Source organism: Leclercia sp. Colony189, from assembly GCF_009740165.1.
Taxonomy (GTDB): domain Bacteria; phylum Pseudomonadota; class Gammaproteobacteria; order Enterobacterales; family Enterobacteriaceae; genus Enterobacter.
In genome coordinates this window covers 1,356,433-1,380,133 of the sequence record NZ_CP046557.1, presented here as the reverse complement: position 1 = coordinate 1,380,133, position 23,701 = coordinate 1,356,433, and the positions used below count along the sequence as shown (strand labels likewise).

At 54.4% G+C, this 23,701-nt stretch carries 19 protein-coding genes and 7 tRNA genes; 19 read left to right on the top strand and 7 right to left on the bottom strand.

The window, feature by feature from the left end; genetic code table 11:
- The first annotated feature begins 39 nt into the window (after nt 1-39).
- The 3 genes from speFL (at nt 40) to potE (ending at nt 3,907) form a co-directional block, all read left to right on the top strand.
- On the top strand, nt 40-144 hold the full coding sequence (speFL, locus tag GNG29_RS06480) for a leader peptide SpeFL (RefSeq protein WP_138369585.1): 105 nt from the start codon (nt 40-42) through the stop codon (nt 142-144).
- Between the two features lie 254 nt (nt 145-398).
- Nucleotides 399-2,597: an ornithine decarboxylase SpeF gene (gene speF / locus GNG29_RS06475; protein WP_156654103.1), complete on the top strand. Its 2,199-nt coding sequence runs from the start codon at nt 399-401 to the stop codon at nt 2,595-2,597.
- A complete protein-coding gene (gene potE / locus GNG29_RS06470; protein ID WP_103178699.1) occupies nt 2,594-3,907 on the top strand; it encodes a putrescine-ornithine antiporter in 1,314 nt (437 codons plus the stop codon). The genes speF and potE overlap by 4 nt, the downstream gene beginning before the upstream one ends.
- A 96-nt stretch (nt 3,908-4,003) precedes the next feature.
- Here potE and pgm read toward each other — a convergent pair whose 3' ends face one another.
- Both pgm and seqA read right to left on the bottom strand, forming a co-directional pair.
- On the bottom strand, nt 4,004-5,644 hold the full coding sequence (pgm, locus tag GNG29_RS06465; RefSeq protein WP_103178698.1) for a phosphoglucomutase (alpha-D-glucose-1,6-bisphosphate-dependent): 1,641 nt from the start codon (nt 5,642-5,644) through the stop codon (nt 4,004-4,006).
- A gap of 24 nt (nt 5,645-5,668) precedes the next feature.
- Nucleotides 5,669-6,211 (bottom strand): replication initiation negative regulator SeqA, encoded by a 543-nt coding sequence (seqA, locus tag GNG29_RS06460; RefSeq protein WP_103178697.1) that lies wholly within the window; start codon nt 6,209-6,211, stop codon nt 5,669-5,671.
- Between the two features lie 183 nt (nt 6,212-6,394).
- Here seqA and ybfF point away from each other — a divergent pair, with 183 nt between their 5' ends.
- The 4 genes from ybfF to fur all read left to right on the top strand — a co-directional run bounded on the left by ybfF (nt 6,395) and on the right by fur (nt 9,007).
- Entirely contained in the window at nt 6,395-7,168 is a 774-nt protein-coding gene (ybfF, locus tag GNG29_RS06455) for an esterase (protein WP_103178696.1), read from the top strand.
- 128 nt (nt 7,169-7,296) lie between these two features.
- A complete protein-coding gene (ybfE, locus tag GNG29_RS06450; RefSeq protein WP_103178695.1) occupies nt 7,297-7,584 on the top strand; it encodes a LexA regulated protein in 288 nt (95 codons plus the stop codon).
- A gap of 155 nt (nt 7,585-7,739) precedes the next feature.
- Nucleotides 7,740-8,270: a flavodoxin FldA gene (fldA, locus tag GNG29_RS06445; protein WP_168192007.1), complete on the top strand. Its 531-nt coding sequence runs from the start codon at nt 7,740-7,742 to the stop codon at nt 8,268-8,270.
- Nucleotides 8,271-8,560: 290 nt separating this feature from the next.
- The gene (gene fur, locus GNG29_RS06440) at nt 8,561-9,007 is read left to right on the top strand and encodes a ferric iron uptake transcriptional regulator (RefSeq protein WP_010428651.1); all 447 of its coding nucleotides are present in this window, start codon (nt 8,561-8,563) and stop codon (nt 9,005-9,007) included.
- 154 nt (nt 9,008-9,161) lie between these two features.
- Here the strand turns inward: fur and chiQ are convergent, their stop codons facing one another.
- The 4 genes from chiQ to nagE all read right to left on the bottom strand — a co-directional run bounded on the left by chiQ (nt 9,162) and on the right by nagE (nt 15,174).
- Nucleotides 9,162-9,491 carry a ChiQ/YbfN family lipoprotein gene (gene chiQ, locus GNG29_RS06435; RefSeq protein WP_103181045.1) on the bottom strand — a complete coding sequence of 110 codons (330 nt, stop codon included), beginning with the start codon at nt 9,489-9,491 and terminating at the stop codon, nt 9,162-9,164.
- Between the two features lie 46 nt (nt 9,492-9,537).
- Entirely contained in the window at nt 9,538-10,944 is a 1,407-nt protein-coding gene (gene chiP, locus GNG29_RS06430; RefSeq protein ID WP_156654102.1) for a chitoporin ChiP, read from the bottom strand.
- Nucleotides 10,945-11,377: 433 nt separating this feature from the next.
- A complete protein-coding gene (gene glnS / locus GNG29_RS06425) occupies nt 11,378-13,045 on the bottom strand; it encodes a glutamine--tRNA ligase (RefSeq protein WP_156654101.1) in 1,668 nt (555 codons plus the stop codon).
- 179 nt (nt 13,046-13,224) lie between these two features.
- Entirely contained in the window at nt 13,225-15,174 is a 1,950-nt protein-coding gene (gene nagE / locus GNG29_RS06420; RefSeq protein WP_156654100.1) for a PTS N-acetyl glucosamine transporter subunit IIABC, read from the bottom strand.
- 327 nt (nt 15,175-15,501) lie between these two features.
- On the opposite strand from nagE, the gene nagB reads away from it, so the two are divergent.
- From nagB to GNG29_RS06360, 12 genes are all read left to right on the top strand, one after another.
- On the top strand, nt 15,502-16,302 hold the full coding sequence (gene nagB / locus GNG29_RS06415; protein ID WP_103178691.1) for a glucosamine-6-phosphate deaminase: 801 nt from the start codon (nt 15,502-15,504) through the stop codon (nt 16,300-16,302).
- 56 nt (nt 16,303-16,358) lie between these two features.
- The gene (gene nagA, locus GNG29_RS06410; RefSeq protein WP_103178690.1) at nt 16,359-17,507 is read left to right on the top strand and encodes an N-acetylglucosamine-6-phosphate deacetylase; all 1,149 of its coding nucleotides are present in this window, start codon (nt 16,359-16,361) and stop codon (nt 17,505-17,507) included.
- An 8-nt stretch (nt 17,508-17,515) separates the two neighbouring features.
- The gene (locus GNG29_RS06405) at nt 17,516-18,736 is read left to right on the top strand and encodes an N-acetylglucosamine repressor (RefSeq protein WP_103178689.1); all 1,221 of its coding nucleotides are present in this window, start codon (nt 17,516-17,518) and stop codon (nt 18,734-18,736) included.
- A 45-nt stretch (nt 18,737-18,781) separates the two neighbouring features.
- Entirely contained in the window at nt 18,782-19,534 is a 753-nt protein-coding gene (locus GNG29_RS06400) for an HAD-IIA family hydrolase (RefSeq protein ID WP_103181044.1), read from the top strand.
- A 250-nt stretch (nt 19,535-19,784) separates the two neighbouring features.
- A complete protein-coding gene (gene asnB, locus GNG29_RS06395) occupies nt 19,785-21,449 on the top strand; it encodes an asparagine synthase B (protein ID WP_103178688.1) in 1,665 nt (554 codons plus the stop codon).
- A gap of 225 nt (nt 21,450-21,674) precedes the next feature.
- Nucleotides 21,675-21,751 (top strand) — tRNA-Met (locus GNG29_RS06390).
- An 8-nt stretch (nt 21,752-21,759) separates the two neighbouring features.
- A tRNA-Leu gene (locus tag GNG29_RS06385) sits at nt 21,760-21,844 on the top strand.
- Between the two features lie 23 nt (nt 21,845-21,867).
- Nucleotides 21,868-21,942, top strand: a tRNA-Gln gene (locus tag GNG29_RS06380).
- 33 nt (nt 21,943-21,975) lie between these two features.
- Nucleotides 21,976-22,050, top strand: a tRNA-Gln gene (locus GNG29_RS06375).
- Between the two features lie 16 nt (nt 22,051-22,066).
- Nucleotides 22,067-22,143: transfer RNA gene (locus GNG29_RS06370), tRNA-Met, on the top strand.
- Nucleotides 22,144-22,186: 43 nt separating this feature from the next.
- Nucleotides 22,187-22,261: transfer RNA gene (locus GNG29_RS06365), tRNA-Gln, on the top strand.
- A gap of 36 nt (nt 22,262-22,297) precedes the next feature.
- Nucleotides 22,298-22,372, top strand: a tRNA-Gln gene (locus tag GNG29_RS06360).
- Nucleotides 22,373-22,469: 97 nt separating this feature from the next.
- On the opposite strand, the gene ubiF is transcribed toward GNG29_RS06360, so the two are convergent.
- The gene (ubiF, locus tag GNG29_RS06355) at nt 22,470-23,645 is read right to left on the bottom strand and encodes a 3-demethoxyubiquinol 3-hydroxylase (protein WP_156654099.1); all 1,176 of its coding nucleotides are present in this window, start codon (nt 23,643-23,645) and stop codon (nt 22,470-22,472) included.
- Nucleotides 23,646-23,701: the final 56 nt, after the last annotated feature.

Sequence of the window (23,701 nt, the reverse complement as noted above, 5' to 3'; positions counted from 1 at the left end):
AAAATGACCACGCTTTCAATTACTGAAAGGAAAAGGGAAATGGAAAATAACAACCGTTTTATGCCTCATATAAGGCGGGTAACGCATATAATGAAGTTTGCCCACCGCAACTGCTTTGACTTTCATCTCTTCAACGCCCGGTAGTCCTTCGACTTCTGGCGCGCTTGCTTACACACACTCCTGAAAAAGCTTCTTTTACAGTCAGTTGACTGTGAAACAGTGCGCTCATTCTCCTTGATCCAGAATTAACCGTAACCGGACGGGCTGGATTTTATTCAACAAAAAGCAATTTACTGATTTTTTATCAGCGGCCCGACTTTGCTTTTTTTCCGGCAAATAGCGATTTCTTTTTCACAGGAAATCGAAGGACCTCTATTACCTAAAATAAAGAGCGAAAGATGAAAACGTTAAAAATTGCCACCAGCCGCACCTGCCCGCACTGCTTTACCACGACCCGCGATATGGTGGACGTGAACGACTCGGATTATATTGATGTCGCCGCAGTAGTCCTGGCGGTGAGCGATATTTCCAATGGTACTATAGAAAAAATAGATGCCACGGGGTTCAATATTCCCGTTTTTATTTCCACGCATAAAGAAGAGATTGTTCCGGCAGAGTATTTATCGCGTATCCAGGGCGTTTTTGAATGTACCGATAACTGCAATGACTTCTACGGCCGCCAGCTGGAAGCAGCTGCGCAGAAGTATGAAACCCAGCTGCGTCCCCCCTTCTTCCGCGCGCTGGTAGATTATGTTAAGCAAGGCAACAGCGCTTTTGACTGCCCGGGACATCAGGGTGGACAGTTCTTCCGCCGCCACCCTGCGGGAAATCAATTTGTCGATTTCTTTGGCGAAACGCTGTTCCGCGCCGACCTGTGCAATGCTGACGTGGCAATGGGCGATCTGCTGATCCACGAAGGCGCGCCGTGTACTGCTCAACAGCATGCGGCGAAAGTCTTTAATGCCGATAAAACCTACTTCGTACTGAACGGAACCTCTTCGTCTAATAAGGTCGTGCTGAACGCCCTGCTCACACCGGGCGATCTGGTGCTGTTCGATCGTAATAACCATAAATCTAACCATCACGGGGCACTGTTACAGGCGGGCGCTACGCCGGTTTATCTGGAAACTGCACGAAATCCGTACGGCTTTATCGGCGGTATTGACGCACACTGTTTTGAAGAGCGTTATCTGCGCGAACGGATCGCTGAGGTTGCGCCAGGCCGTGCCCGCGATCAGCGTCCGTTCCGCCTGGCGGTGATCCAGTTGGGCACTTACGATGGCACCATCTATAACGCCCGCCAGGTCGTGGATAAGATTGGTCACCTGTGCGATTACATTCTGTTTGATTCTGCCTGGGTGGGGTACGAGCAGTTCATTCCGATGATGGCGGACTGCTCTCCGCTGCTGCTGGAACTGAACGAGAACGACCCTGGGATCCTGGTTACCCAGTCGGTGCATAAGCAGCAGGCAGGCTTCTCGCAGACCTCGCAGATCCACAAGAAAGACCGGCATATCAAAGGCCAGCCGCGCTATGTTCCGCATAAACGGCTTAACAACGCTTTTATGATGCACGCTTCCACCAGCCCCTTCTATCCGCTGTTTGCCGCGCTGGATATCAACGCCCGTATGCATGAGGGCCAGAGCGGTCGCAATATGTGGATGGATTGCGTGGTGAACGGCATCGAGGCGCGCAAGCTGATCCTGCAAAACTGTCAGTTTATCCGTCCGTTCGTACCGGAAACGGTGGATGGGCGTCCGTGGGAAAGCGCCAGCACCGCCCACATCGCCACCAACCTGCGCTTCTTCCACTTTGTTCCGGGTGAGCAATGGCACGCTTTTGAAGGCTACGCCGAGCACCAGTACTTTATCGATCCGTGCAAGCTGCTGCTAACCACCCCGGGCATCAATGCGCGCACCGGGGAGTATGAGGATTTCGGCGTGCCAGCCACCATTCTGGCTAACTTCCTGCGTGAAAATGGCATCGTCCCGGAAAAATGCGATCTCAACTCAATTCTCTTCCTGCTTACGCCAGCAGAGGACATGGGCAAACTGCAGCAGCTTGTCGCCCAGCTTGTGCGCTTCGAGAGACTGCTCCAGACCGATGCCCCGCTGAAAGAGGTTCTGCCATCCATCTGCAAACAGTACCCGGAACGCTATGCCGGTTACACCCTGCGCCAGATTTGCCTGGAGATGCATGAACTTTATGCCCGCCATAACGTGAAGCAACTGCAGAAAGAGATGTTCCGTAAGGCGTATTTCCCGCGGGTGATGATGAACCCACAAGAGGCGAACATTGCCTATCTGCGTGGCGAAGTCGAACTGGTCTCGCTGCACGACGCGGAAGGCCGGATTGCCGCCGAAGGGGCGCTCCCCTATCCACCGGGGGTGCTGTGCGTGGTCCCGGGCGAAGTATGGGGCGGTTCCGTGCTGCGCTACTTTGCCGCGCTTGAAGAGGGGATCAACCTGCTGCCGGGCTTTGCACCGGAGTTACAGGGGGTGTACGTCGAGGAGTGTGACGGTCGCAAACAGGTGCGCTGCTACGTCATCAAACAACCTGCCGCTCAGCCTGTGCTGCTGAAAGGAGAAAAATTATGAGTAAATCCAACAAAATGGGCGTCGTGCAGCTCACCATTCTCACTATGGTCAACATGATGGGATCGGGCATTATCATGCTGCCGACCAAACTCGCGGAAGTGGGAACGATCTCAATTATCTCCTGGCTGGTGACGGCGGTGGGATCGATGGCGCTGGCGTGGGCTTTTGCCAAGTGCGGGATGTTCAGCCGCAAGTCAGGCGGGATGGGCGGTTACGCCGAGTATGCCTTCGGTAAGTCAGGCAACTTTATGGCCAACTATACCTACGGCGTGTCGCTGCTGATCGCCAACGTCGCGATTGCGATTTCAGCGGTGGGCTACGGCACCGAGCTGTTTGGTGCCACGCTCAGTCCGGTGCAAATTGGGCTGGCGACCATCGGCGTACTGTGGATCTGCACCGTGGCCAACTTTGGCGGGGCGCGCATCACGGGTCAGTTAAGTAGTATCACCGTCTGGGGTGTCATTATCCCGGTTGTCGGGCTGTGCATCATTGGCTGGTTCTGGTTTAGCCCAACGCTGTACGCCAACTCCTGGAATCCCCATCATGTGCCGTTCTTCACCGCGGTGGGCTCCTCCATCGCCATGACGTTATGGGCCTTTCTCGGGTTGGAATCCGCGTGTGCTAACGCTGAAGTGGTGGATAATCCTGAAAAGAACGTCCCCATTGCGGTACTGGGCGGCACCCTGGGTGCGGCGGTGATCTACATTGTCTCCACTAACGTAATTGCCGGAATCGTACCGAACATGGATCTGGCGACCTCCACCGCACCGTTCGGGTTGGCCTTCGCCCAGATGTTCACGCCGGAAGTCGGGAAAGTGATCATGGGTCTGATGGTTATGTCCTGCTGTGGCTCGCTCCTCGGCTGGCAGTTCACCATCGCGCAGGTGTTCAAAACATCAGCGGATGCTGGTTACTTCCCGAAAATCTTCTCCCGCGTAACCAAAGCGGATGCGCCGGTACAGGGCATGCTGGCGATTGTGATTTTCCAGAGCGGTCTGTCGTTGATGACCATTAGTCCATCGCTGAACAGCCAGTTTAACGTGCTGGTCAATCTGGCCGTTGTGACCAACATCATCCCCTACATTCTGTCGATGGCGGCACTGGTGATCATTCAGAAGGTGGCAAAAGTTGACCCGGGCAAGGCGAAAATCGCCAATATCGTGGCGCTGGTGGGAGCGATTTACAGCTTCTATGCGCTTTACTCTTCTGGCGAAGAAGCGATGCTGTACGGTGCTATGGTGACCTTTATGGGCTGGACGCTCTACGGGCTGGTTTCACCGCGCTTTGAACTGAAGAACAAAATGAGCTGACAAAAAAGCCCGGTGGCGCTCGCGCTTACCGGGCCTACAAAATCGAAGCAGTTGTAGGCCGGGCAAACGCAGTGCCGCCCGGCGCACAAACCGCAGTTATGCGTTTTTCAGCACTTCGCTGACAATCTCTACCGCTTCTTTCTCAATCTGCTGGCGGTGTTCCGCACCGAGGAAGCTTTCGCAGTAAATCTTGTAAGCATCTTCCGTACCGGATGGACGCGCCGCGAACCAGCCGTTCTCGGTCATCACCTTCAGACCGCCGATAGAGGCACCATTGCCCGGTGCCGCCGTCAGACGGGCGGTGATCGGGTCGCCTGCCAGGGTGCTGGCACTGACCATGTCAGGTGAGAGCTTAGAGAGCGCCGCTTTCTGAGCGGAGGAGGCAGAGGCCTGGAGACGGTTGTAGCTCGGCGCACCGAAACGGGCGGCCAGCTCATCGTAGTGCTCCTGCGGGTTCTTACCGGTGACGGCAGTGATCTCCGCCGCCAGCAGGCACATGATGATACCGTCTTTGTCGGTAGACCACGGCGTACCGTCGAAGCGCAGGAAGGAGGCACCCGCGCTCTCTTCGCCGCCAAAGCCGAAGCTGCCGTCGAACAGACCGTCTACAAACCACTTAAAGCCCACCGGCACTTCCACCAGCTTACGGCCCAGGTCGTTAACCACACGGTCGATCATTGCGGAGGAGACGAGGGTTTTACCGACGGCAACCTCTGCCCCCCACTGAGGACGATGCTGGAACAGGTAGTTGATCGCCACCGCCAGATAGTGGTTTGGATTCATCAGGCCCGCAGGCGTGACGATACCATGACGGTCGTAATCGGGGTCGTTGGCAAAGGCGAGGTCGAACTTGTCGCGCAGCGCCAGCAGGCCAGCCATCGCACACTCGGAGGAGCAGTCCATACGGATTGCACCATCTTTATCCAGGTGCATAAAGCGGAAGGTCTGATCGACATGATCGTTAACGATGGTCAGATCCAGCTTGTAGTGCTCCGCAATACGCTTCCAGTATTCAATACCGGAACCGCCCAGCGGGTCGACGCCCAGCTTAAGACCCGCTTTCTGGATCGCCGCCATGTCGACGATATCTGCCAGTCCTTCAACGAAAGGCTGCACCAGATCCTGCTCTTTCACGTGGCCGGAGGCCATCGCCTCGTCCAGAGAGATGCGCTTCACGCCTTTCAGGTCATCAGCCAGCAGCGCGTTGGCGCGATCTTCCACCACTTTCGTGACGTTAGTGTCAGCCGGGCCGCCGTTGGGTGGGTTGTATTTGATGCCGCCATCTTCTGGCGGGTTGTGGGACGGCGTGATCACAATGCCGTCAGCCTGCGCGCCGCCCTTCTGGTTATGCACCAGGATGGCGTTAGAAACGGCAGGGGTCGGCGTATAGCCGTTGTTTTCCTGAATGATGACATCCACGCCGTTGGCCGCCAGCACCTCCAGTACGGAGATAAACGCTGGCTCTGACAGGGCGTGTGTATCCTTACCCACGTAACACGGACCGGTGACGCCGTTTTTGGCACGCTCTTCCGCGATGGCCTGAGCAATGGCCAGAATATGCGGCTCGTTAAAGCTATGGCGTACCGCACTGCCGCGGTGCCCGGATGTACCAAACTTAACTGCGTGTTCTGCGTTGCCCACTTCCGGCTTCAGCACGTAATACTGTGCGGTAAGCTGGGCGACGTTAATCAAATCGCTCTGTTGTGCAGGTTGACCCGCACGATTGTGATTTGCCATTGCCTGGTCCTTCTGATGCAAGGGTTAGATAGTTCCGCAAACCTTATCAATCAATTCCACCGGGAACTGCATCGACTGCATGATGTGTTCGATCATGCTGCGTTTACGTCCGGTATTGGTATTGGTGATCACCCAGTACGGTGTACCAGGGAGGTGCTTGGGTTTAGTTTGATTGCCATTCTGTAACAGCGTTTGCTCGTCACCCGCGAAGTAGACACGCGTGCGACCATGCAGTGACTCCGTCGCATCGGCAAACGCGTTGTGATCCAGTGAATAGAGTGTAGTCAGCACCAGCATAAAGCGGTTAACTGCTTTCTTCTGCTCAGCGTATTCGTCAGAAAGCAGCAGTTCGCGCATCGCACGCACTTTGTCTTTTACCTGCGTCAGCGGCTTTTCCTGGGCGACGGCAACGGGCTGGCGCGTCTCTTTGGGGGCTGGAGCGGCAGACTGCGAGGCGGCGGCCATTTTGAGCATGCGCCGTAAAATGTCGGACGCGCTCTCACCGATATGCCGCGTCTGGCTGGCAATATACTGATAGAGTTCGTCATCAACTTCGATTGTTTTCATCTTAATCCAGTGCGATATCTTATCTGAATACAAGTCGTTGGGAGTATAAGGTCAAAACCCAACAGCGGATAGCGTCAAGCCAGGATAGCGGCAAAAGTCAGAATTAACTGTCTCCTTGCAGCCGGACGGCAGAATGGTCAACATGATACCCTAACCTGACATACGTAAAAAAAGAACTTTGCCATGAAATTGAATACCCGAGCGCAATCTGCACAATCGCCGCACAATAATTCTCCCATCGTCCTGGTGCATGGTCTGTTTGGTAGTCTGGATAATCTTGGCGTACTGGCACGGGATCTGGTGCAGGATCACGCGCTGCTGCAGGTAGATATGCGCAACCACGGCCTGTCGCCGCGCTCGCCGCAGATGACCTACGCCGATATGGCCCAGGATCTGCTGGATACGCTGAATGAGCATAATATTGAAAAAGCGACCCTGATTGGTCACTCCATGGGTGGCAAAGCGGTGATGGCGCTGACGGCGCTTGCGCCGGAGCGCATTGCGGGCCTGGTGGTGATCGACGTGGCGCCGGTGGATTACGATGTGCGCCGCCATGATGAGATCTTCGCCGCTATCAACGCCGTCACGGACGCTGGCGTTAGCACCCGCCAGCAGGCTGCCGCGCTGATGCGTGAGCATCTGAACGAAGAAGGCGTGGTGCAGTTTCTGCTGAAATCCTTCGTCGACGGCGAATGGCGCTTTAACGTGCCGGTGCTCTGGGATCAATATGACCAGATCGTCGGCTGGCAGCCGGTGCCGGCGTGGCCGCATCCGACGCTGTTTATTACCGGCGGCAACTCCCCGTATGTAACCGAAGCGTATCGCGATGCGCTACTGACGCAATTCCCTCAGGCGCGTGCGCATGTCATTGCCGGCGCCGGACACTGGGTTCATGCCGAAAAACCGGACGCGGTGCTGCGCGCTATCCGTCGTTACCTCGCTGACACGGCAAATTGATTAAAAAGAGAGCGACTGGTCGCCAGCGGGCCTCCAGTCGTTGGCGTGCCGTTTTCGGTGATGTATGATGGCGCGCTTATCGCCCGGGCATTAGCAGGGTGTCTTGTTTCCCCCGAAGTCTCAAAATCATGGCCAAAGAACACACGGACCGCACGACATTAGATCTGTTCGCGAATGAGCGTCGCCCGGGACGACCGAAAACCAATCCGCTTTCGCGTGATGAACAGCTGCGCATCAATAAGCGCAATCAGCTTAAACGCGATAAAAGCCGCGGGCTTAAACGCGTCGAGCTGAAACTGAACGCTGAAGCCGTCGATGCGCTAAACGAGCTGGCGAATGCCCGTGATATCAGCCGCAGTGAGCTGATTGAAGAGATGCTGATTGCGCAGCTCGAGATATGGCACGGCAAAGCGTAAGTCAGAAAACTCCCCTTCTTATTGCTTTCATGTAGCACAGAGTGCAGTCCTGGGTGATTGCAGTTTCCGCAGGCTTCTCTGTTCTGCTATGATTGCCCTTATCCGTGGCTAAATTGCGCCACCATACCATTAAGTTTCAAGAGGTTATTTTACTCATGGCAATCATCGGCATTTTTTTTGGCAGCGACACGGGTAATACCGAAAATATCGCAAAAAACATTCAAAAACAGCTAGGTAAAGACGTTGCCGATGTGCATGACATTGCGAAAAGCAGCAAAGAAGATATCGAAGGCTACGATATCCTGCTGCTGGGCATCCCTACCTGGTACTACGGTGAAGCGCAGTGTGACTGGGACGATTTCTTCCCGTCTCTGGAAGAGATCGATTTCAACGGCAAACTGGTTGCCCTGTTCGGCTGTGGCGATCAGGAAGATTACGCAGAGTACTTCTGCGACGCTCTCGGCACCATCCGCGATATCATTGAGCCGCGCGGCGCCGTAATCGTTGGCCACTGGCCAACTGCTGGCTACCACTTCGAAGCCTCTAAAGGTCTGGCCGATGATAACCACTTCGTGGGTCTTGCCATCGATGAAGATCGCCAGCCTGAACTGACCGCTGAGCGCGTAGAGAAATGGGTTAAGCAGGTTCGCGAAGAACTGCACCTCGACGATATTCTCAACGCCTGATCATACTGCGGCGCAACGCCATAGTTGCGCCGCATTGATAGGTAATATCAATCAAAATAATTGCTACAAATTTTTAACTTTTCCTGCCATACCTGTACAATGATCCAGGTTCAAACGGGTCACCCTGTAACAAGTTTGTTGGCGGTACCACGTTTTTATAAGCATACTTTACTTGAGACTTGCAGTTTTCATTAGGTCATGGCAGTTCTATAATGAGACGCATTTCCCAGGTGCATTTTCTGTCACTTCTTCTTTAGAAGTGAATCGTTTAGCAACAGGACAGATTCCGCATGACTGACAATAACACCGCATTAAAGAAGGCCGGACTGAAAGTCACGCTTCCACGGTTAAAAATCCTGGAAGTGCTTCAGGGTCCGGATAACCATCATGTCAGTGCGGAAGACTTATACAAGCGTCTGATCGACATGGGCGAAGAGATTGGTCTGGCGACCGTTTACCGTGTACTGAACCAGTTCGACGATGCAGGCATCGTGACGCGTCACAACTTTGAAGGCGGGAAATCCGTATTTGAACTGACGCAGCAGCATCACCACGATCACCTGATTTGCCTGGATTGCGGCAAAGTGATCGAATTCAGCGACGACTCTATCGAATCACGTCAGCGTGAAATTGCCGCCCGTCATGGCATTCGTCTGACCAACCACAGTCTCTACCTCTATGGCCACTGTGCCGAAGGCGACTGCCGCGAAGATGATCACGCGCACGACGCGAAATAATTCATCCGCCTGCTCCGAGCCAACCTGACGGTTGGCTTTTTTATGCCTGTCATAATGTAAAAAGCCCGGTGGCGCTGCGCTTACACGGGCCTACGGGTGATTTCACCCGGTAGACCCGGTGAGCATCGCGCCACCGGGCGTTAAAAACAGCGAATTACTTGCTGTTATTACTGCGAATTTCCTGCCAGATTTTGTCGCAATTTTTGGTCACGTCCTGATTGTTACCCGTTTTGCGCGCCATAATACAGGCCTGGTAATCCGCCACTCGCACGCTTTCCTGGGTGGCAAACTGTTCGTGCTTCTTCTCCTGGCGCAGCACGTTCAGCACGCTCTGGCAGGCTTCGATTTTTTCTGGCGAACCTTCAGCGGTATTGATACAGGCGCTGTAGGCCTCTTTCAGACGGGTGTCTTCTCTCTGGGTCTGGGGTTGTGCGCAGGCGGCCAGTCCTGATGCCAGCAGCGCAACCAGTACGAATTTTTTCAGCATAGCAGTCTCCAGTCGGCGGGGTTATCCCCCGCCGGGTGAGTCATCAGAAGATGGTGAACGGGGCGATAACCATAAACTTCACGTCACGCTCATCCTGGAAGATGTTGCCGTAGCCGCCGCCGTAGCTTGGGATGTCGGAATGGTTGTCATACTGCGTGAAGTGCAGTTTGAACATGGTGCCTTTCGCGCGACCGTCCTGCAGGGTGTAGATCGCATCCAGACTATAGGCAGACTCTTTGATCTTGTTAGAGGCGATATCTTCACGCTGGCCCGCGCTGTTGATCAGCCAGTCTGCTGGTTTTGCATCCCAGGCGTAAACATAAGAAGCACCGACGCTCCAGCCTGCGAGGTTCCAGTTGCTCAGGTCATACATCGCGCCGAAGAAGACCGCTTTTTCGCCATTGGCGTTGAAGTCGGAGCGGTTATCCCACCACACGTCCAGACGACCGTTGGACGAAGCATAGGTTGGGGTCATGCGCTGCAGGAAATAGCCCTGCTGCCCTTCCGCCTTAACGTAAGTCCCTTCCAGACGTAAGTCGACCTGACCGACCTTATAACCCAGGGTCAGCGCCTGCAGCCATGCCGTGCCGTCGTAGATATCGTTCACGGTGCCGCTGTCGGCTTTATCACGCGTGCCGTAGAACTGGTAGCTGGTAGAGAGGGGGCCGCCCACGATATCCAGTTTGTAGCTCGCTTTGGCAAAGTACTGATCGATGAAGCCTTCCGCCTGGCCAAACGCGGCTTCCAGAATCAGGTTATTTTTGAAATCGTACTTCGCGCCAAAGGAGTGGAGATAATCAACGCGGGTTTTTCTGTCATTCTGATAGAACTTGTCCATCTCAAGATGCCACGGCGCTTTGTACTCGTTGGTCCACATATACGAGAAACTCAGCGCCCCGCTGTCGCCGTAGTCAAAGTTTGCCCCGGCTTCGGCACCCTGGTAGGTACCTGGCATAAAGCTCCAGTGTGGCGCTAACAGGGTCTGGCCGGTTGGTTGCAGCCAGCCGCCGCGCGCCCAGACCGGGCCGTATTTAAATTTTGCTGCCGCTTTATACAGGCTGATTCCGCTCTTATCGCCGGACCAGTCCTCTTTGTAGGCTTTGTTGCTGGAGGAGAACGCAATTTCGTTCGGGTGGCCGCTGTCGCCATTTTCCGCCATTTCAATGGCCGTGAACGCAGCAAGATCAAGACCGAACATATCGGCGGCATAGCCGGACTGGAAATCGAGGTTGGCGTTCCAGGTGGAGTGAGCCAGGTTAGTTTTATATTTATCTGCTTCGACATCTTTACGGTCACGTTCACGCTGCCAGTAATAAATACCGCCCGTGAGCGTGGAATCATCAATAAAACCTTCGGCCTGGGCTTTCGGAGAAACCATCCAGCCTGACATTGCTGTTACACCGGCAATAGCCAGCGCTAGCGCACTACGTTTGCCACTGAACGTACGCATAATTAATCCTCTTTGACGTATTTAAAGCGCCTAAAACGGCGAAAAACAAAAAGTAAAAAGTGGAGGTAACCAGAAATACCCGCTTACATCTCCTCTCTGTAGACTATTTTTCGCGACGCGAATTATCAACGCTTTTCAGCGATCAAACGTCAGGATTATGACAAAGCGCACATATTTGATTGCTATTTGTAACAAAGCAAAGGGAGAAGAATATTTTATTAAAATAACGGGAATAATTAGCGAGTTATTTTTAACAGGCAGGCATTAAACAGCCATTCCGATAGCTATTACGATGAATTTGCGAAAAGGAAGAAAAAGCGAACAGTTTTAAGAAAGGGAATTAATTCGCAACGCGAACATATCGTTAAATTCAGCCCCGATTGTCTGGCAAAAAAAACGCCGCAATGCGCGGCGTTTATCAGAAAATGATCGCTTATTCGCCGACTTTCGTCCAGGTATCACGCAGACCGACGGTACGGTTAAACACCAGTTTATCGGCTGTGGCGTAGCGGCTGTCGAGGCAGAAGTAACCTTCGCGCTCAAACTGATACGCATTGCCGGCAACAGCCCCTTTCAGGGATGGCTCCGCAAAGCCCTGCTTGATCACCAGCGACTCCGGGTTAATGACCTCCAGGAAGTCCTCTGCGGCACCCGGGTTTGGCACGCTGAAGAGGCGATCGTACAGACGGATCTCAACCAGCAGCGCATGTGCCGCGCTGACCCAGTGGATAACGCCTTTCACCTTGCGGCCATCGGCAGGATCTTTGCTCAGAGTCTCGGCATCGTAGCTGCAGAAGATCGTGGTGATAGTGCCTTCAGCATCTTTTTCAACACGCTCAGCTTTGATCACGTAGGCATTACGCAGGCGCACTTCTTTGCCCAGCACCAGGCGTTTGTACTGCTTGTTCGCTTCTTCGCGGAAGTCGGCGCGATCGATCCAGATCTCTGCGCTGAACGGCACTTCACGGCTACCCATCTCCGGCTTGCTCGGATGGTTCGGCATGGTCACCAGCTCGCTTTCGCCCTGAGGATAGTTTTCGATAACCAGCTTAACCGGATCGATAACAGCCATCGCGCGCGGCGCATTGTCGTTCAGATCTTCGCGAATGCAGGATTCCAGCGACGCCATCTCGATGGTGTTGTCCTGCTTGGTCACGCCGATGCGTTTGCAAAACTCGCGGATAGATGCGGCGGTATAGCCACGACGACGCAGACCGGAGATGGTTGGCATACGCGGGTCATCCCAGCCTTCAACGTGCTTGTCGGTAACCAGCAGGTTCAGCTTACGCTTGGACATCACGGTGTATTCGAGATTCAGACGAGAGAATTCGTACTGACGCGGATGCACCGGAATGGAGATGTTATCCAGCACCCAGTCATACAGACGACGGTTGTCCTGGAACTCCAGCGTACATAAGGAGTGAGTAATGCCTTCCAGCGCATCGCTGATGCAGTGGGTGAAGTCGTACATTGGGTAGATGCACCACTTGCTGCCGGTCTGATGGTGATCGGCAAACTTAATGCGGTACAGCACCGGGTCACGCATCACGATAAATGGCGAGGCCATATCGATTTTAGCGCGCAGGCAGGCTTTACCCTCTTCGAAGCCACCGGCACGCATTTTTTCAAACAGCGCCAGGTTCTCTTCCACGCTGCGATCGCGGTACGGGCTGTTTTTGCCCGGCGCGGTCAGCGTGCCGCGGTATTCGCGGATTTCGTCAGCGGAAAGCTCGTCAACGTAGGCCAGACCTTTGTTGATCAGCTCTACGGCGTAAGCATACAGCTGGTCAAAATAGTCGGAGGAGTAGCAGATGTCGCCAGACCAGTTGAAGCCCAACCATTGCACGTCGTTCTTAATGGACTCTACGTATTCGATATCTTCTTTCACCGGGTTGGTGTCATCGAAACGCAGGTTGCATTGACCCTGGTAGTCCTGCGCGATGCCGAAGTTCAGGCAGATCGATTTCGCATGACCAATATGCAGGTAGCCATTCGGCTCCGGCGGGAAACGGGTATGAACTGTGGTGTGCTTACCAGTGGCCAGATCTTCATCAATGATCTGACGGATAAAGTTGCTCGGGCGGGCTTCAGCCTCACTCATCGTGGATTCCTCAAAGCGTAAACGACGTATAACGGCATATGATCTTATAAGCCGGGCGTAGTGACAACCTTTAGTTACGCAAAAAACGGTCCCGGAAGAGAATTATGAGGGCGATTGCTGCAAAAAAAAGCGGCGGGGATATCCCCGCCGCTCAGGCACTAACGCTTACTCAGGAGCACTTATTTGCCTTTAATTTCATACAGAGGTGTCTGACCGGCCACAACCTGACCCTGCGCCTTAATGACCAGGCCGCTGAAGTCATCGATATTGCTGCAGACAACCGGGCTAATCATCGAGCGCGCGTTGGCGTTCAGGTAGTCGAGATCCATCTCCAGAACCGGCTGACCCGCCACCACTTCCGCACCCTCTTCGACCAGGCGTTTGAAGCCCTGGCCACCCAGCGCTACGGTATCGATGCCCATGTGGACAACGATCTCCGCCCCTTTGTCGGTTTCCAGGCAGAACGCGTGGTTGGTATTGAAGATTTTAACGATGGTGCCCGCCGCAGGCGACACAACGGTTTTCTCCGTTGGTTTAACCGCGACACCGTCACCCACGGCTTTACTGGCGAAGGCTTCATCAGGAACCTGCTCCAGAGCCACCACCTCACCGGTGACTGGCGAAACCAGTGCGGCAATGGTTACCGCATTTGGCACCGCCTGCGGTTTCGCAACCGGCGCGTCAGCCACGGGTGCGCTATCCGTTGAGGCAGCAGCAACCGGCCCACGGGCAACCACTTTTTTCATTTCGTCGCCGATAGATTCGGCCTTCGCACCCACGATAACCTGGATGGTTTGTTTGTTCAGTTTCACCACACCAGACGCGCCCAGGCGTTTGCACATGGCATCGCTCACGCGCGCAGAGTCGCCAACGGTCAGACGCAGGCGGGTAATACAGGCATCAATGGCTTTCAGGTTATCGGTACCGCCTACAGCGGCAATGTAGCTGGTTGCCAGCTGAGTTAAACCTTCTTCGGTATTGCTGTTTGCTTCACTGGTTACGACGTCATCTTTTGTCTCTTCACGGCCCGGCGTTTTGAGGTTAAACATACGAATAACCGCGCTGAACAGGAGGAAGTAGATAACGAAGAACACCAGGCCCATCACCATCAGCATCCAGACATTGCTGCTTGCCGCCGGCAGGTTGTACATCAACACGTAGTCGATAGCGCCTGCGGAGAAGGAGAAGCCAGCATGGATACCCAGAAGAGTGGCCACAAACAGGCTGATACCGGTCAGGATGGCGTGCATGAGATACAGCAGCGGCGCCAGGAACATGAACAGGAATTCCAGTGGCTCGGTCACGCCGGTCAGGAAGGCCGTGATCGCAACGGACAGCAGCATACCGCCAACCATTGGGCGACGCTCTTTCGGCGCAGCCAGGTACATTGCCAGCGCAGCGCCAGGCAGACCAAACATCATGATTGGGAAGAAGCCGGACATGAACATGCCCGCGGTGCCGTCGCCTGCGTAGAAACGGTTGATATCACCGTGGAACACGGCACCCGCCGCGTTGGTGAACTCACCAATCTGGAACCAGGCGATGGTGTTCAGCACCTGATGCAGACCCGTTGGGATCAGCAGACGGTTGATGAAACCGAAGATACCCGCACCCATTGCGCCCGCGGAAACGATCCACTCGCCACCCGCATGGATAGCGTGCTGCACCGGTGGCCACACGTAGCCAAAGATGGCGGCAAGGATCAGACAGAAAAAGCCCGTCGCGATCGGCACGAAACGTTTTCCGCCGAAGAAGCTCAGGAAGTCAGGGAGTTTGATACCTGCCCAGCGGTTGTAGACGGCACCACCGACGAGGCCGGTAATGATACCCGCCAGTACGCCCATGTTGATTTCAGGGTTGATGGTCACCATCGCTTTCGTGAGGATGAAGTAACCCACGGCCCCGGCCAGTGCCGCAGCACCAGCGCTGTCTTTTGACCAGCTTGACGCCACACCGATGGCAAAAATCAGCGCCAGGTTGTCAAAAATTGCGCCGCCAGCCTGAGCAATAAACGGCACGTTAAGAAGATCGGGTTGCCCGAATCGCAGCAGGAGCGCTGCAACCGGTAGCACGGCGATAGGGAGCTGCAAAGCCCTACCGAGGCGCTGGAAAAAACCTAAAATATTCATCCTATTCCCCCTACGAGACCCTTTGTTAAGGCTCGCGCATAAACTATGTTTTTTATTGTGTAACGAACGATAAATACAGTTGATGATTCACTGGCTTTGAGAGTGTCTGAAAAATTAATTCGTATCGCAAATTAAACGCGTACTTTTTGTGAGTTTTGTCACCAAATATTGTTTCTTCCCCTCCCCTGTACTGGCAAACAGTGAAAACTTATTTTATGATACGAAAAATCAGGACGGATTGACCCCTCTCGGTGTGAAACAGGTTAGGCTTATATCATACCCCGACAAGCAATCCGCCAACTTTTACTAAAACTTCAGAGGTGAATAATGAGACTGATCCCCCTGGCAACCGCAGAACAAGTCGGCAAATGGGCTGCTCGCCATATCGTACAACGTATCAACGCGTTCAAACCGACAGCCGATCGTCCTTTTGTACTGGGTCTGCCTACCGGTGGCACACCTCTTACCGCCTATAAAGCACTGGTTGAGATGCATAAAGCGGGCCAGGTTAGCTTTGAACATGTTGTCACCTTCAACATGGACGAGTATGTAGGCCTGCCAAAAGAGCACCCGGAGAGCTACCATAGCTTCATGCACCGGAACTTCTTTGATCACATTGATATTAAACCGGAAAATATTAATCTGCTGGACGGAAATGCCCCGGATATTGATGCAGAATGCCGTCATTACGAAGAAAAAATCCGTGCTTACGGTAAAATCCACCTGTTCATGGGTGGCGTCGGTAACGACGGTCATATCGCCTTCAACGAACCTGCTTCTTCTCTGGCCTCCCGTACCCGTATCAAAACCCTGACACATGACACCCGTGTGGCAAACTCCCGTTTCTTTGATGGCGACGTTAACCAGGTACCAAAATATGCCCTGACCGTTGGCGTGGGTACCCTGCTGGATGCGGAAGAAGTGATGATTCTGGTGCTGGGCAGCGTAAAAGCGCAGGCGCTGCAGGCGGCGGTAGAAGGCAACGTCAACCACATGTGGACCATCAGCTGTCTGCAGCTGCATCCGAAAGCAGTTGTGGTATGCGATGAACCGTCTACCATGGAACTGAAAGTGAAGACGTTGAAGTATTTCAACGAATTAGAAGCAGAAAATATTAAAGGTCTGTAATGTGACGCCGTCTCTGCCTGCAGAGACGGCATGCTATTTTTAAACCGGGGGTCGTTATGTACGCTTTAACCCACGGTCGGATTTATACCGGCCATGAAATTCTGGATGACCATGCGATCGTTATCGCCAATGGCCTGATTGAACGTGTCTGCCCACTGGCCGAACTGCCAGCGGACATTGAACAACGCTCGCTCAATGGAGCAATCATCTCCCCCGGTTTTATCGACGTACAGCTTAACGGCTGTGGCGGCGTGCAGTTCAACGATACCGCCGAAGCCGTCACCGTTGAAACGCTGGAAATTATGCAGCGCGCCAATGAAAAATCGGGCTGCACCAGCTACCTGCCGACGCTTATCACCACCAGCGACGACCTGATGAAGCAAGGCGTTCGCGTGATGCGTGAATATCTGGCGAAATATCCACACCAGGCGCTGGGTCTGCACCTTGAGGGGCCGTGGCTGAATATCGTCAAGAAAGGCACCCATAATCCTGATTACGTCCGTAAACCTGACGGTGAACTGGTTGATTTTCTCTGTGCCAACGCGGATGTGATCACCAAAGTGACCCTGGCGCCAGAAATGGTCGATCCTGAGGTGATCCGCAAGCTGGCGGGCGCAGGTATTGTGGTCTCTGCAGGGCATTCCAACGCCACGCTAAAAGAGGCCAAAGTGGGCTTCCGCGCCGGTATCACCTTCGCGACCCATCTTTATAATGCTATGCCTTATATTACCGGACGCGAACCCGGTCTCGCCGGGGCGATCTTCGACGAACCAGATGTCTATTGCGGCATTATTGTTGACGGTTTACATGTCGATTACGCCAACGTGCGTAACGCTAAGCGCCTGAAAGGTGACAAACTGTGTCTGGTAACAGACGCCACGGCACCAGCTGGGGCAAATATTGAACAGTTCATTTTTGCTGGTAAAACAATATACTACCGGAATGGACTCTGTGTGGATGAGAACGGAACGTTAAGCGGCTCGGCTCTGACCATGATCGAAGGCGTGCGCAATCTGGTTGAACATTGCAGCATTGCCCTCGATGAAGTGCTGCGTATGGCAACGCTCTATCCGGCACGCGCGATAGGCGTAGATAAACAGCTGGGCAGTATTGCACCGGGGATGGTCGCTAACCTCACCGCATTCACACACGATTATAAAATCATCAAGACCATCGTTAATGGTAACGAGGTCGTTACAGAGTAAGCGAAAGTATGACACCTGGCGGACAAGCTCAAATTGGCAACGTTGATCTGGTAAAACAGCTGAACAGTGCGGCGGTTTATCGACTGATTGACCAGCACGGACCCATCTCGCGGATTCAGATTGCAGAACAGAGCCAGCTTGCCCCCGCCAGCGTGACGAAAATTACCCGTCAGCTTATTGAGCGCGGGCTGATTAAAGAAGTGGATCAGCAGGCCTCCACCGGAGGCCGTCGCGCTATCTCAATTGTTACCGAAACCCGTCATTTCCACGCCATTGGCGTGCGCCTTGGACGTCATGACGCCACCCTGACGCTCTACGATCTCAGCAGTAAGGCCATTGCTGAAGAGCACTATGCCCTGCCGGAACGCACTCAGGAGACCCTCGAACATGCGCTGCTTAACGCCATCGAGCTGTTTATCGAATCCTGCCAGCGCAAAATCCGCGAGCTGATTGCCATTTCGGTGATCCTGCCCGGGCTCGTCGATCCCGAAAGCGGCGTGATCCGCTATATGCCGCATATTCAGGTCGAAAACTGGGCGCTGATCGACGCGCTGGAAAAGCGTTTCGCCGTAACCTGCTTTGTGGGTCACGATATCCGCAGCCTGGCGCTGGCCGAGCACTACTTTGGTGCAAGTCAGGATTGTGAAGACTCAATTCTGGTGCGCGTTCACCGCGGGACGGGTGCCGGTATTATCTCTAATGGCCGCATTTTTATTGGCCGTAACGGTAACGTGGGCGAGATTGGCCACATTCAGGTTGACCCGCTGGGTGAGCGCTGCCACTGCGGCAACTTTGGCTGTCTGGAAACCGTCGCTGCCAACGCCGCCATTGAGCAGCGGGTGCGCCATCTGCTGGAGCAGGGTTATCAGAGCCGCGTCACGCTCGATGACTGTAAAATCAGCGCCATCTGCCGGGCGGCCAATAAGGGCGACGCGTTAGCCAGTGAAGTGATTGAGCAGGTTGGCCGTCATCTGGGCAAAACCATTGCCATCGCCATCAACCTGTTTAACCCACAAAAAGTGGTGATCGCCGGTGAAATTACCGAGGCCGAAAAAGTGCTGCTGCCTGCCATCGAAGGGTGCATCAATACCCAGGCGCTGAAGGCGTTTCGCCAGAACCTGCCGGTGGTTCGCTCCGCGCTGAACGACCGTTCCGCGATTGGCGCTTTTGCCCTGGTAAAACGCGCCATGCTTAACGGTATCCTGTTGCAGCGTTTGCTGGAAAGCTGACAGCGCTTTATAGTGACGCCTTCTTTTTTTGATGTCGGGAAGTTCATGACCATTAAGAATGTTATTTGTGATATCGACGGCGTGCTGATGCACGACAACGTTGCCGTGCCGGGCGCTGCAGAGTTTCTTAACGGCATCATGGAAAAGGGTATGCCGCTGGTGCTGCTCACTAACTTCCCGTCGCAGACCGGACAGGATCTGGCGAACCGTTTTGCCACCGCCGGTATCGATGTGCCCGCCAGCGTGTTCTATACCTCGGCAATGGCCACCGCAGATTTCCTGAAGCGTCAGGAAGGCAAAAAAGCGTATGTAGTCGGTGAAGGCGCACTGATCCATGAACTGTACAAAGCGGGCTTTACCATCACCGACGTCAACCCCGACTTTGTTATCGTTGGCGAAACGCGCTCCTATAACTGGGAGATGATGCACAAGGCGGCCTTCTTTGTCGCCAACGGAGCCCGCTTTATCGCCACCAACCCGGATACCCATGGCCGCGGCTTTTACCCGGCCTGCGGCGCACTCTGTGCCGGTATTGAGAAGATGACCGGCCGCATGCCGTTTTATGTTGGTAAGCCCAGCCCGTGGATCATTCGTGCAGCACTCAACACAATGCAGGCCCACTCGGAAGATACGGTGATTGTGGGCGATAACCTGCGCACCGATATTCTGGCCGGCTTCCAGGCCGGGCTGGAAACCATCCTGGTCCTGTCGGGGGTATCCACCCTGGACGATATCGATTCGATGCCGTTCCGACCAAGCTGGATTTACCCCTCGGTCGCGGAAATTGATGTCCTGTAACCCAAAACCACGTCCCCGGACGTGGTTTTTTCATTTTGCCGCGTCAAAAATAGAAATTCACCTAATAAAAAACGCCTTTTACTGAATAAACATCAATAATCCAGCTTAAGGCGTACGCTTTTTTCAACATTCATCAACAGGTATTGCACTTTTTTCTTTTTACCCGGCAAATCGCTTGCCGCCCCTCCGCTTTTGCGGCATTTTCATAAGCAAGCAACATCACACTGCAACAGGGTTAATGGAGAAGGTTATGTGTTCAATTTTCGGCGTACTGGATATCAAAACTGACGCAGGCGAACTGCGTAAAAAAGCACTGGAACTGTCCCGTCTGATGCGCCATCGCGGCCCGGACTGGTCCGGTGTCTACGCCAGCGATAAAGCCATCCTGGCGCACGAGCGTCTGTCGATTGTGGATGTCAATGCCGGTGCCCAGCCGTTATATAACGAGAAAAAAACCCATGCGCTGGCGGTCAACGGTGAAATCTACAACCACCAGGCGCTGCGCGCGGAGTACGGCGATCGCTACACCTTCCAGACCGGTTCTGACTGCGAAGTGATCCTGGCCCTCTACCAGGAGAAAGGGCCCGAGTTCCTCGACGATCTGCAGGGTATGTTTGCCTTTGCGCTGTACGATAGCGAAAAAGATGCGTACCTGATTGGCCGCGACCACATCGGGATTATCCCGCTCTATATGGGCCATGATGAGCACGGCAACTTCTATGTTGCCTCTGAAATGAAAGCCCTGGTGCCGGTTTGCCGCACCATCAAAGAGTTCCCGGCAGGCAGCTATCTGTGGAGCCAGGATGGCGAAATTCGCCAGTACTATCAGCGCGACTGGTTCGATTACGATGCCGTTAAAGACAACGTCACCGATAAAAACGAGCTGCGCCAGGCGCTGGAAGATTCAGTGAAAAGCCACCTGATGTCGGACGTGCCTTACGGCGTGCTGCTCTCAGGCGGTCTGGACTCGTCCGTTATCTCGGCGATCACCAAAAAGTATGCCGCACGTCGCGTGGAAGATCAGGAGCGCTCCGAAGCCTGGTGGCCGCAGCTGCACTCCTTCGCCGTCGGCCTGGAAGGATCCCCGGACCTGAAAGCCGCGCAGGAGGTGGCAAATCACCTGGGCACCGTGCACCATGAGATCCACTTTACGGTGCAGGAAGGGCTGGATGCGATCCGCGACGTTATCTATCACATTGAAACCTATGATGTGACCACCATCCGCGCCTCTACGCCGATGTACCTGATGTCCCGTAAAATCAAAGCGATGGGCATTAAAATGGTGCTTTCCGGCGAAGGTTCTGACGAAGTGTTCGGCGGCTACCTCTACTTCCATAAAGCGCCGGATGCCAAAGAGCTGCACGAAGAGACCGTGCGTAAACTGCAGGCCCTGCACATGTTTGACTGCGCCCGTGCCAACAAAGCGATGTCTGCATGGGGTGTTGAAGCGCGCGTCCCCTTCCTGGATAAAAAATTCCTCGACGTGGCCATGCGTATCAACCCGCAGGACAAAATGTGCGGCAACGGCAAGATGGAGAAACACGTTCTGCGCGAATGCTTCGAATCTTACCTGCCTGCAAGCGTGGCATGGCGTCAGAAAGAGCAGTTCTCTGACGGCGTAGGTTACAGCTGGATCGACACCCTGAAAGAGGTGGCAGCGAAGCAGATTTCCGATCAGCAACTGGAAACCGCCAGCTTCCGCTTCCCGTACAACACGCCGGGTTCGAAAGAAGCCTATCTGTACCGTGAGATCTTCGAAGAGCTGTTCCCGCTGCCAAGCGCAGCAGAGTGTGTTCCTGGCGGTCCTTCCGTCGCCTGCTCCTCGGCGAAAGCCATTGAGTGGGATGAAGCTTTCAAAACCATGAACGATCCATCAGGTCGTGCCGTGGGTGTGCATCAGTCCGCCTATAAGTAATCAGTCAGATCGCCATGAGGCCCTTCGGGGCCTCTTTTTTTGCCTCGCGTTTCGCTGGACAAAAACGATTAATAACCAATAATTGCCGAATATTCGGTCACGCTGTTCGCAACCTAACCAAACAGTCACATTCCAGACATTTTCGTTGAAAAAGGTGTTGACGCTGCAAGGGTCTATACGCATAATGCGCCCCGCAACGCCGATAAGGTAACGCGAAAAAAAGATGGCTACGTAGCTCAGTTGGTTAGAGCACATCACTCATAATGATGGGGTCACAGGTTCGAATCCCGTCGTAGCCACCATCTTTTTTGCGGGAGTGGCGAAATTGGTAGACGCACCAGATTTAGGTTCTGGCGCCGCAAGGTGTGCGAGTTCAAGTCTCGCCTCCCGCACCATTCCCAGGTAAGCGTTGCACGGATGGGGTATCGCCAAGCGGTAAGGCACCGGTTTTTGATACCGGCATTCCCTGGTTCGAATCCAGGTACCCCAGCCATATTTCTTCGATTTTGCGGTTCTCCGCGGTTATTGGGGTATCGCCAAGCGGTAAGGCACCGGTTTTTGATACCGGCATTCCCTGGTTCGAATCCAGGTACCCCAGCCATCGAAGAAAGCAGTCTGGCTACGTAGCTCAGTTGGTTAGAGCACATCACTCATAATGATGGGGTCACAGGTTCGAATCCCGTCGTAGCCACCATATCAGCTTGTATCGATTGCGGTCGGTAAAGCAAAAAAATTGTTGGGGTATCGCCAAGCGGTAAGGCACCGGATTCTGATTCCGGCATTCCGAGGTTCGAATCCTCGTACCCCAGCCAATTTAAAAAGTCGTTAAGCTATTTGTTTAACGCAATTGGGGTGTCGCCAAGCGGTAAGGCTCTGGTTTCTGATACCAGCATTCCGGGGTTCGAATCCCTGCACCCCAGCCACATAAAAAAAGCTCGCTTCGGCGAGCTTTTTGCTTTTCTACGTTTCCAGACTGAACAAGCCGGGTGGCGGCTTCGCCTTACCCGGCCCAGGGAATGTCTAGAGTCCTAAGGCGTACTTCAGCGCCTGACGTTTCAGTCCACCGGCGCGCTGTGCCGCCATCAATCCCACATTACGCAGGATGCGCAGCGGCCCGAGATCGTTGCTGAACCCGGCGTAAAAGAGATCCATCCCGGACTGCATAATGAAGTTATCGGCCATTCGTCGCATCTGATAACGCTTAAGCACCTGATGGCTGGCCCAGGCTTCGCCGTGGCTGCGGGCATTACTGAGTACATCTATCAGCGCTTCGACGTCGCGATAGCCCAGGTTAACCCCCTGCCCCGCCAGCGGATGAATGGTATGCGCCGCATCGCCGACCAGCGCCAGCCCTTCGCGGGCATACTTCAGCGCATGACGACGCGTCAGGGGGAATGCCCCTGCGGCGACCGGCGTGACCTTACCCAGACGCGGCGGGAAATGGTGGGCGATTTCGCGCTGCAGCTGTTCCATAGAGAGCCCCTGCAGCTGGCGGATCCGCGCGGGGGTGTCATACCACACCAGGGATGCCCAACGGTCAAACAGCGGTAAAAACGCGTGCGGACCGTTCGGGGTGAAATGCTGCCAGGTGCTGTCACCCGGATCGTTCTCACAGGCGACGGTGATCAGCATGCAGGATTGCTGATATTGCCAGGCGTGAATGCCGATCCCGGCCAGCTCGCGCACCCGGGAATTTGCGCCGTCGGCCCCAACCAGCAGTTTCACCGCCAGCTGCTCGCCATTATCCAGCTCAATCAAATGCTGATCGTTGTGGCGGTGGAGCGCCTTCACCGACGCAGGAACGCGCAGCGTCACCTGCGGATGCGCCTCCAGCGCCTGCCAGAGCGCCTGTTGCAGCACCCTATTTTCAACCATGTAACCCAGCAGCGGAAGTTTCAGCTCCGCGGCGTCAAACACCACGTGGGCGTTTTCCCACTCCCAGGTCTCCAGGCGACGATACGGATGCGCGCGCATGGCCAGCACCGCGTCCCATACCCCCAGCCCACGAAGCAGATCAACTGACGCGGCGCTGATCGCCGAAATGCGTACATCCGGCTGCTGTGACGCGTCAAAAGCAGCAGGTGGTGCCTGTTCGATAACGGTGACGTCGAACCCGTGTTGCGCCAGCCCCAGCGCCAGCGCCCCGCCGACCATACCGCCGCCGACGACGGCGATCCCGGCTTGTTGGATAGTCATGGTCATTTGTCCTTATTTGATAATCTCCTAAGTTTACCGGATTTTTTTGGCCTTGA

Coding starts and splice junctions, on each gene's coding strand:
- speFL (WP_138369585.1), top strand. CDS start 40: ATGGAAAATAACAACCGTTTTATGCCTCATATAAGGCGGGTAACGCAT.
- speF (WP_156654103.1), top strand. CDS start 399: ATGAAAACGTTAAAAATTGCCACCAGCCGCACCTGCCCGCACTGCTTT.
- potE (WP_103178699.1), top strand. CDS start 2,594: ATGAGTAAATCCAACAAAATGGGCGTCGTGCAGCTCACCATTCTCACT.
- pgm (WP_103178698.1), bottom strand. CDS start 5,644: ATGGCAAATCACAATCGTGCGGGTCAACCTGCACAACAGAGCGATTTG.
- seqA (WP_103178697.1), bottom strand. CDS start 6,211: ATGAAAACAATCGAAGTTGATGACGAACTCTATCAGTATATTGCCAGC.
- ybfF (WP_103178696.1), top strand. CDS start 6,395: ATGAAATTGAATACCCGAGCGCAATCTGCACAATCGCCGCACAATAAT.
- ybfE (WP_103178695.1), top strand. CDS start 7,297: ATGGCCAAAGAACACACGGACCGCACGACATTAGATCTGTTCGCGAAT.
- fldA (WP_168192007.1), top strand. CDS start 7,740: ATGGCAATCATCGGCATTTTTTTTGGCAGCGACACGGGTAATACCGAA.
- fur (WP_010428651.1), top strand. CDS start 8,561: ATGACTGACAATAACACCGCATTAAAGAAGGCCGGACTGAAAGTCACG.
- chiP (WP_156654102.1), bottom strand. CDS start 10,944: ATGCGTACGTTCAGTGGCAAACGTAGTGCGCTAGCGCTGGCTATTGCC.
- glnS (WP_156654101.1), bottom strand. CDS start 13,045: ATGAGTGAGGCTGAAGCCCGCCCGAGCAACTTTATCCGTCAGATCATT.
- nagE (WP_156654100.1), bottom strand. CDS start 15,174: ATGAATATTTTAGGTTTTTTCCAGCGCCTCGGTAGGGCTTTGCAGCTC.
- nagB (WP_103178691.1), top strand. CDS start 15,502: ATGAGACTGATCCCCCTGGCAACCGCAGAACAAGTCGGCAAATGGGCT.
- nagA (WP_103178690.1), top strand. CDS start 16,359: ATGTACGCTTTAACCCACGGTCGGATTTATACCGGCCATGAAATTCTG.
- GNG29_RS06405 (WP_103178689.1), top strand. CDS start 17,516: ATGACACCTGGCGGACAAGCTCAAATTGGCAACGTTGATCTGGTAAAA.
- GNG29_RS06400 (WP_103181044.1), top strand. CDS start 18,782: ATGACCATTAAGAATGTTATTTGTGATATCGACGGCGTGCTGATGCAC.
- asnB (WP_103178688.1), top strand. CDS start 19,785: ATGTGTTCAATTTTCGGCGTACTGGATATCAAAACTGACGCAGGCGAA.
- ubiF (WP_156654099.1), bottom strand. CDS start 23,645: ATGACTATCCAACAAGCCGGGATCGCCGTCGTCGGCGGCGGTATGGTC.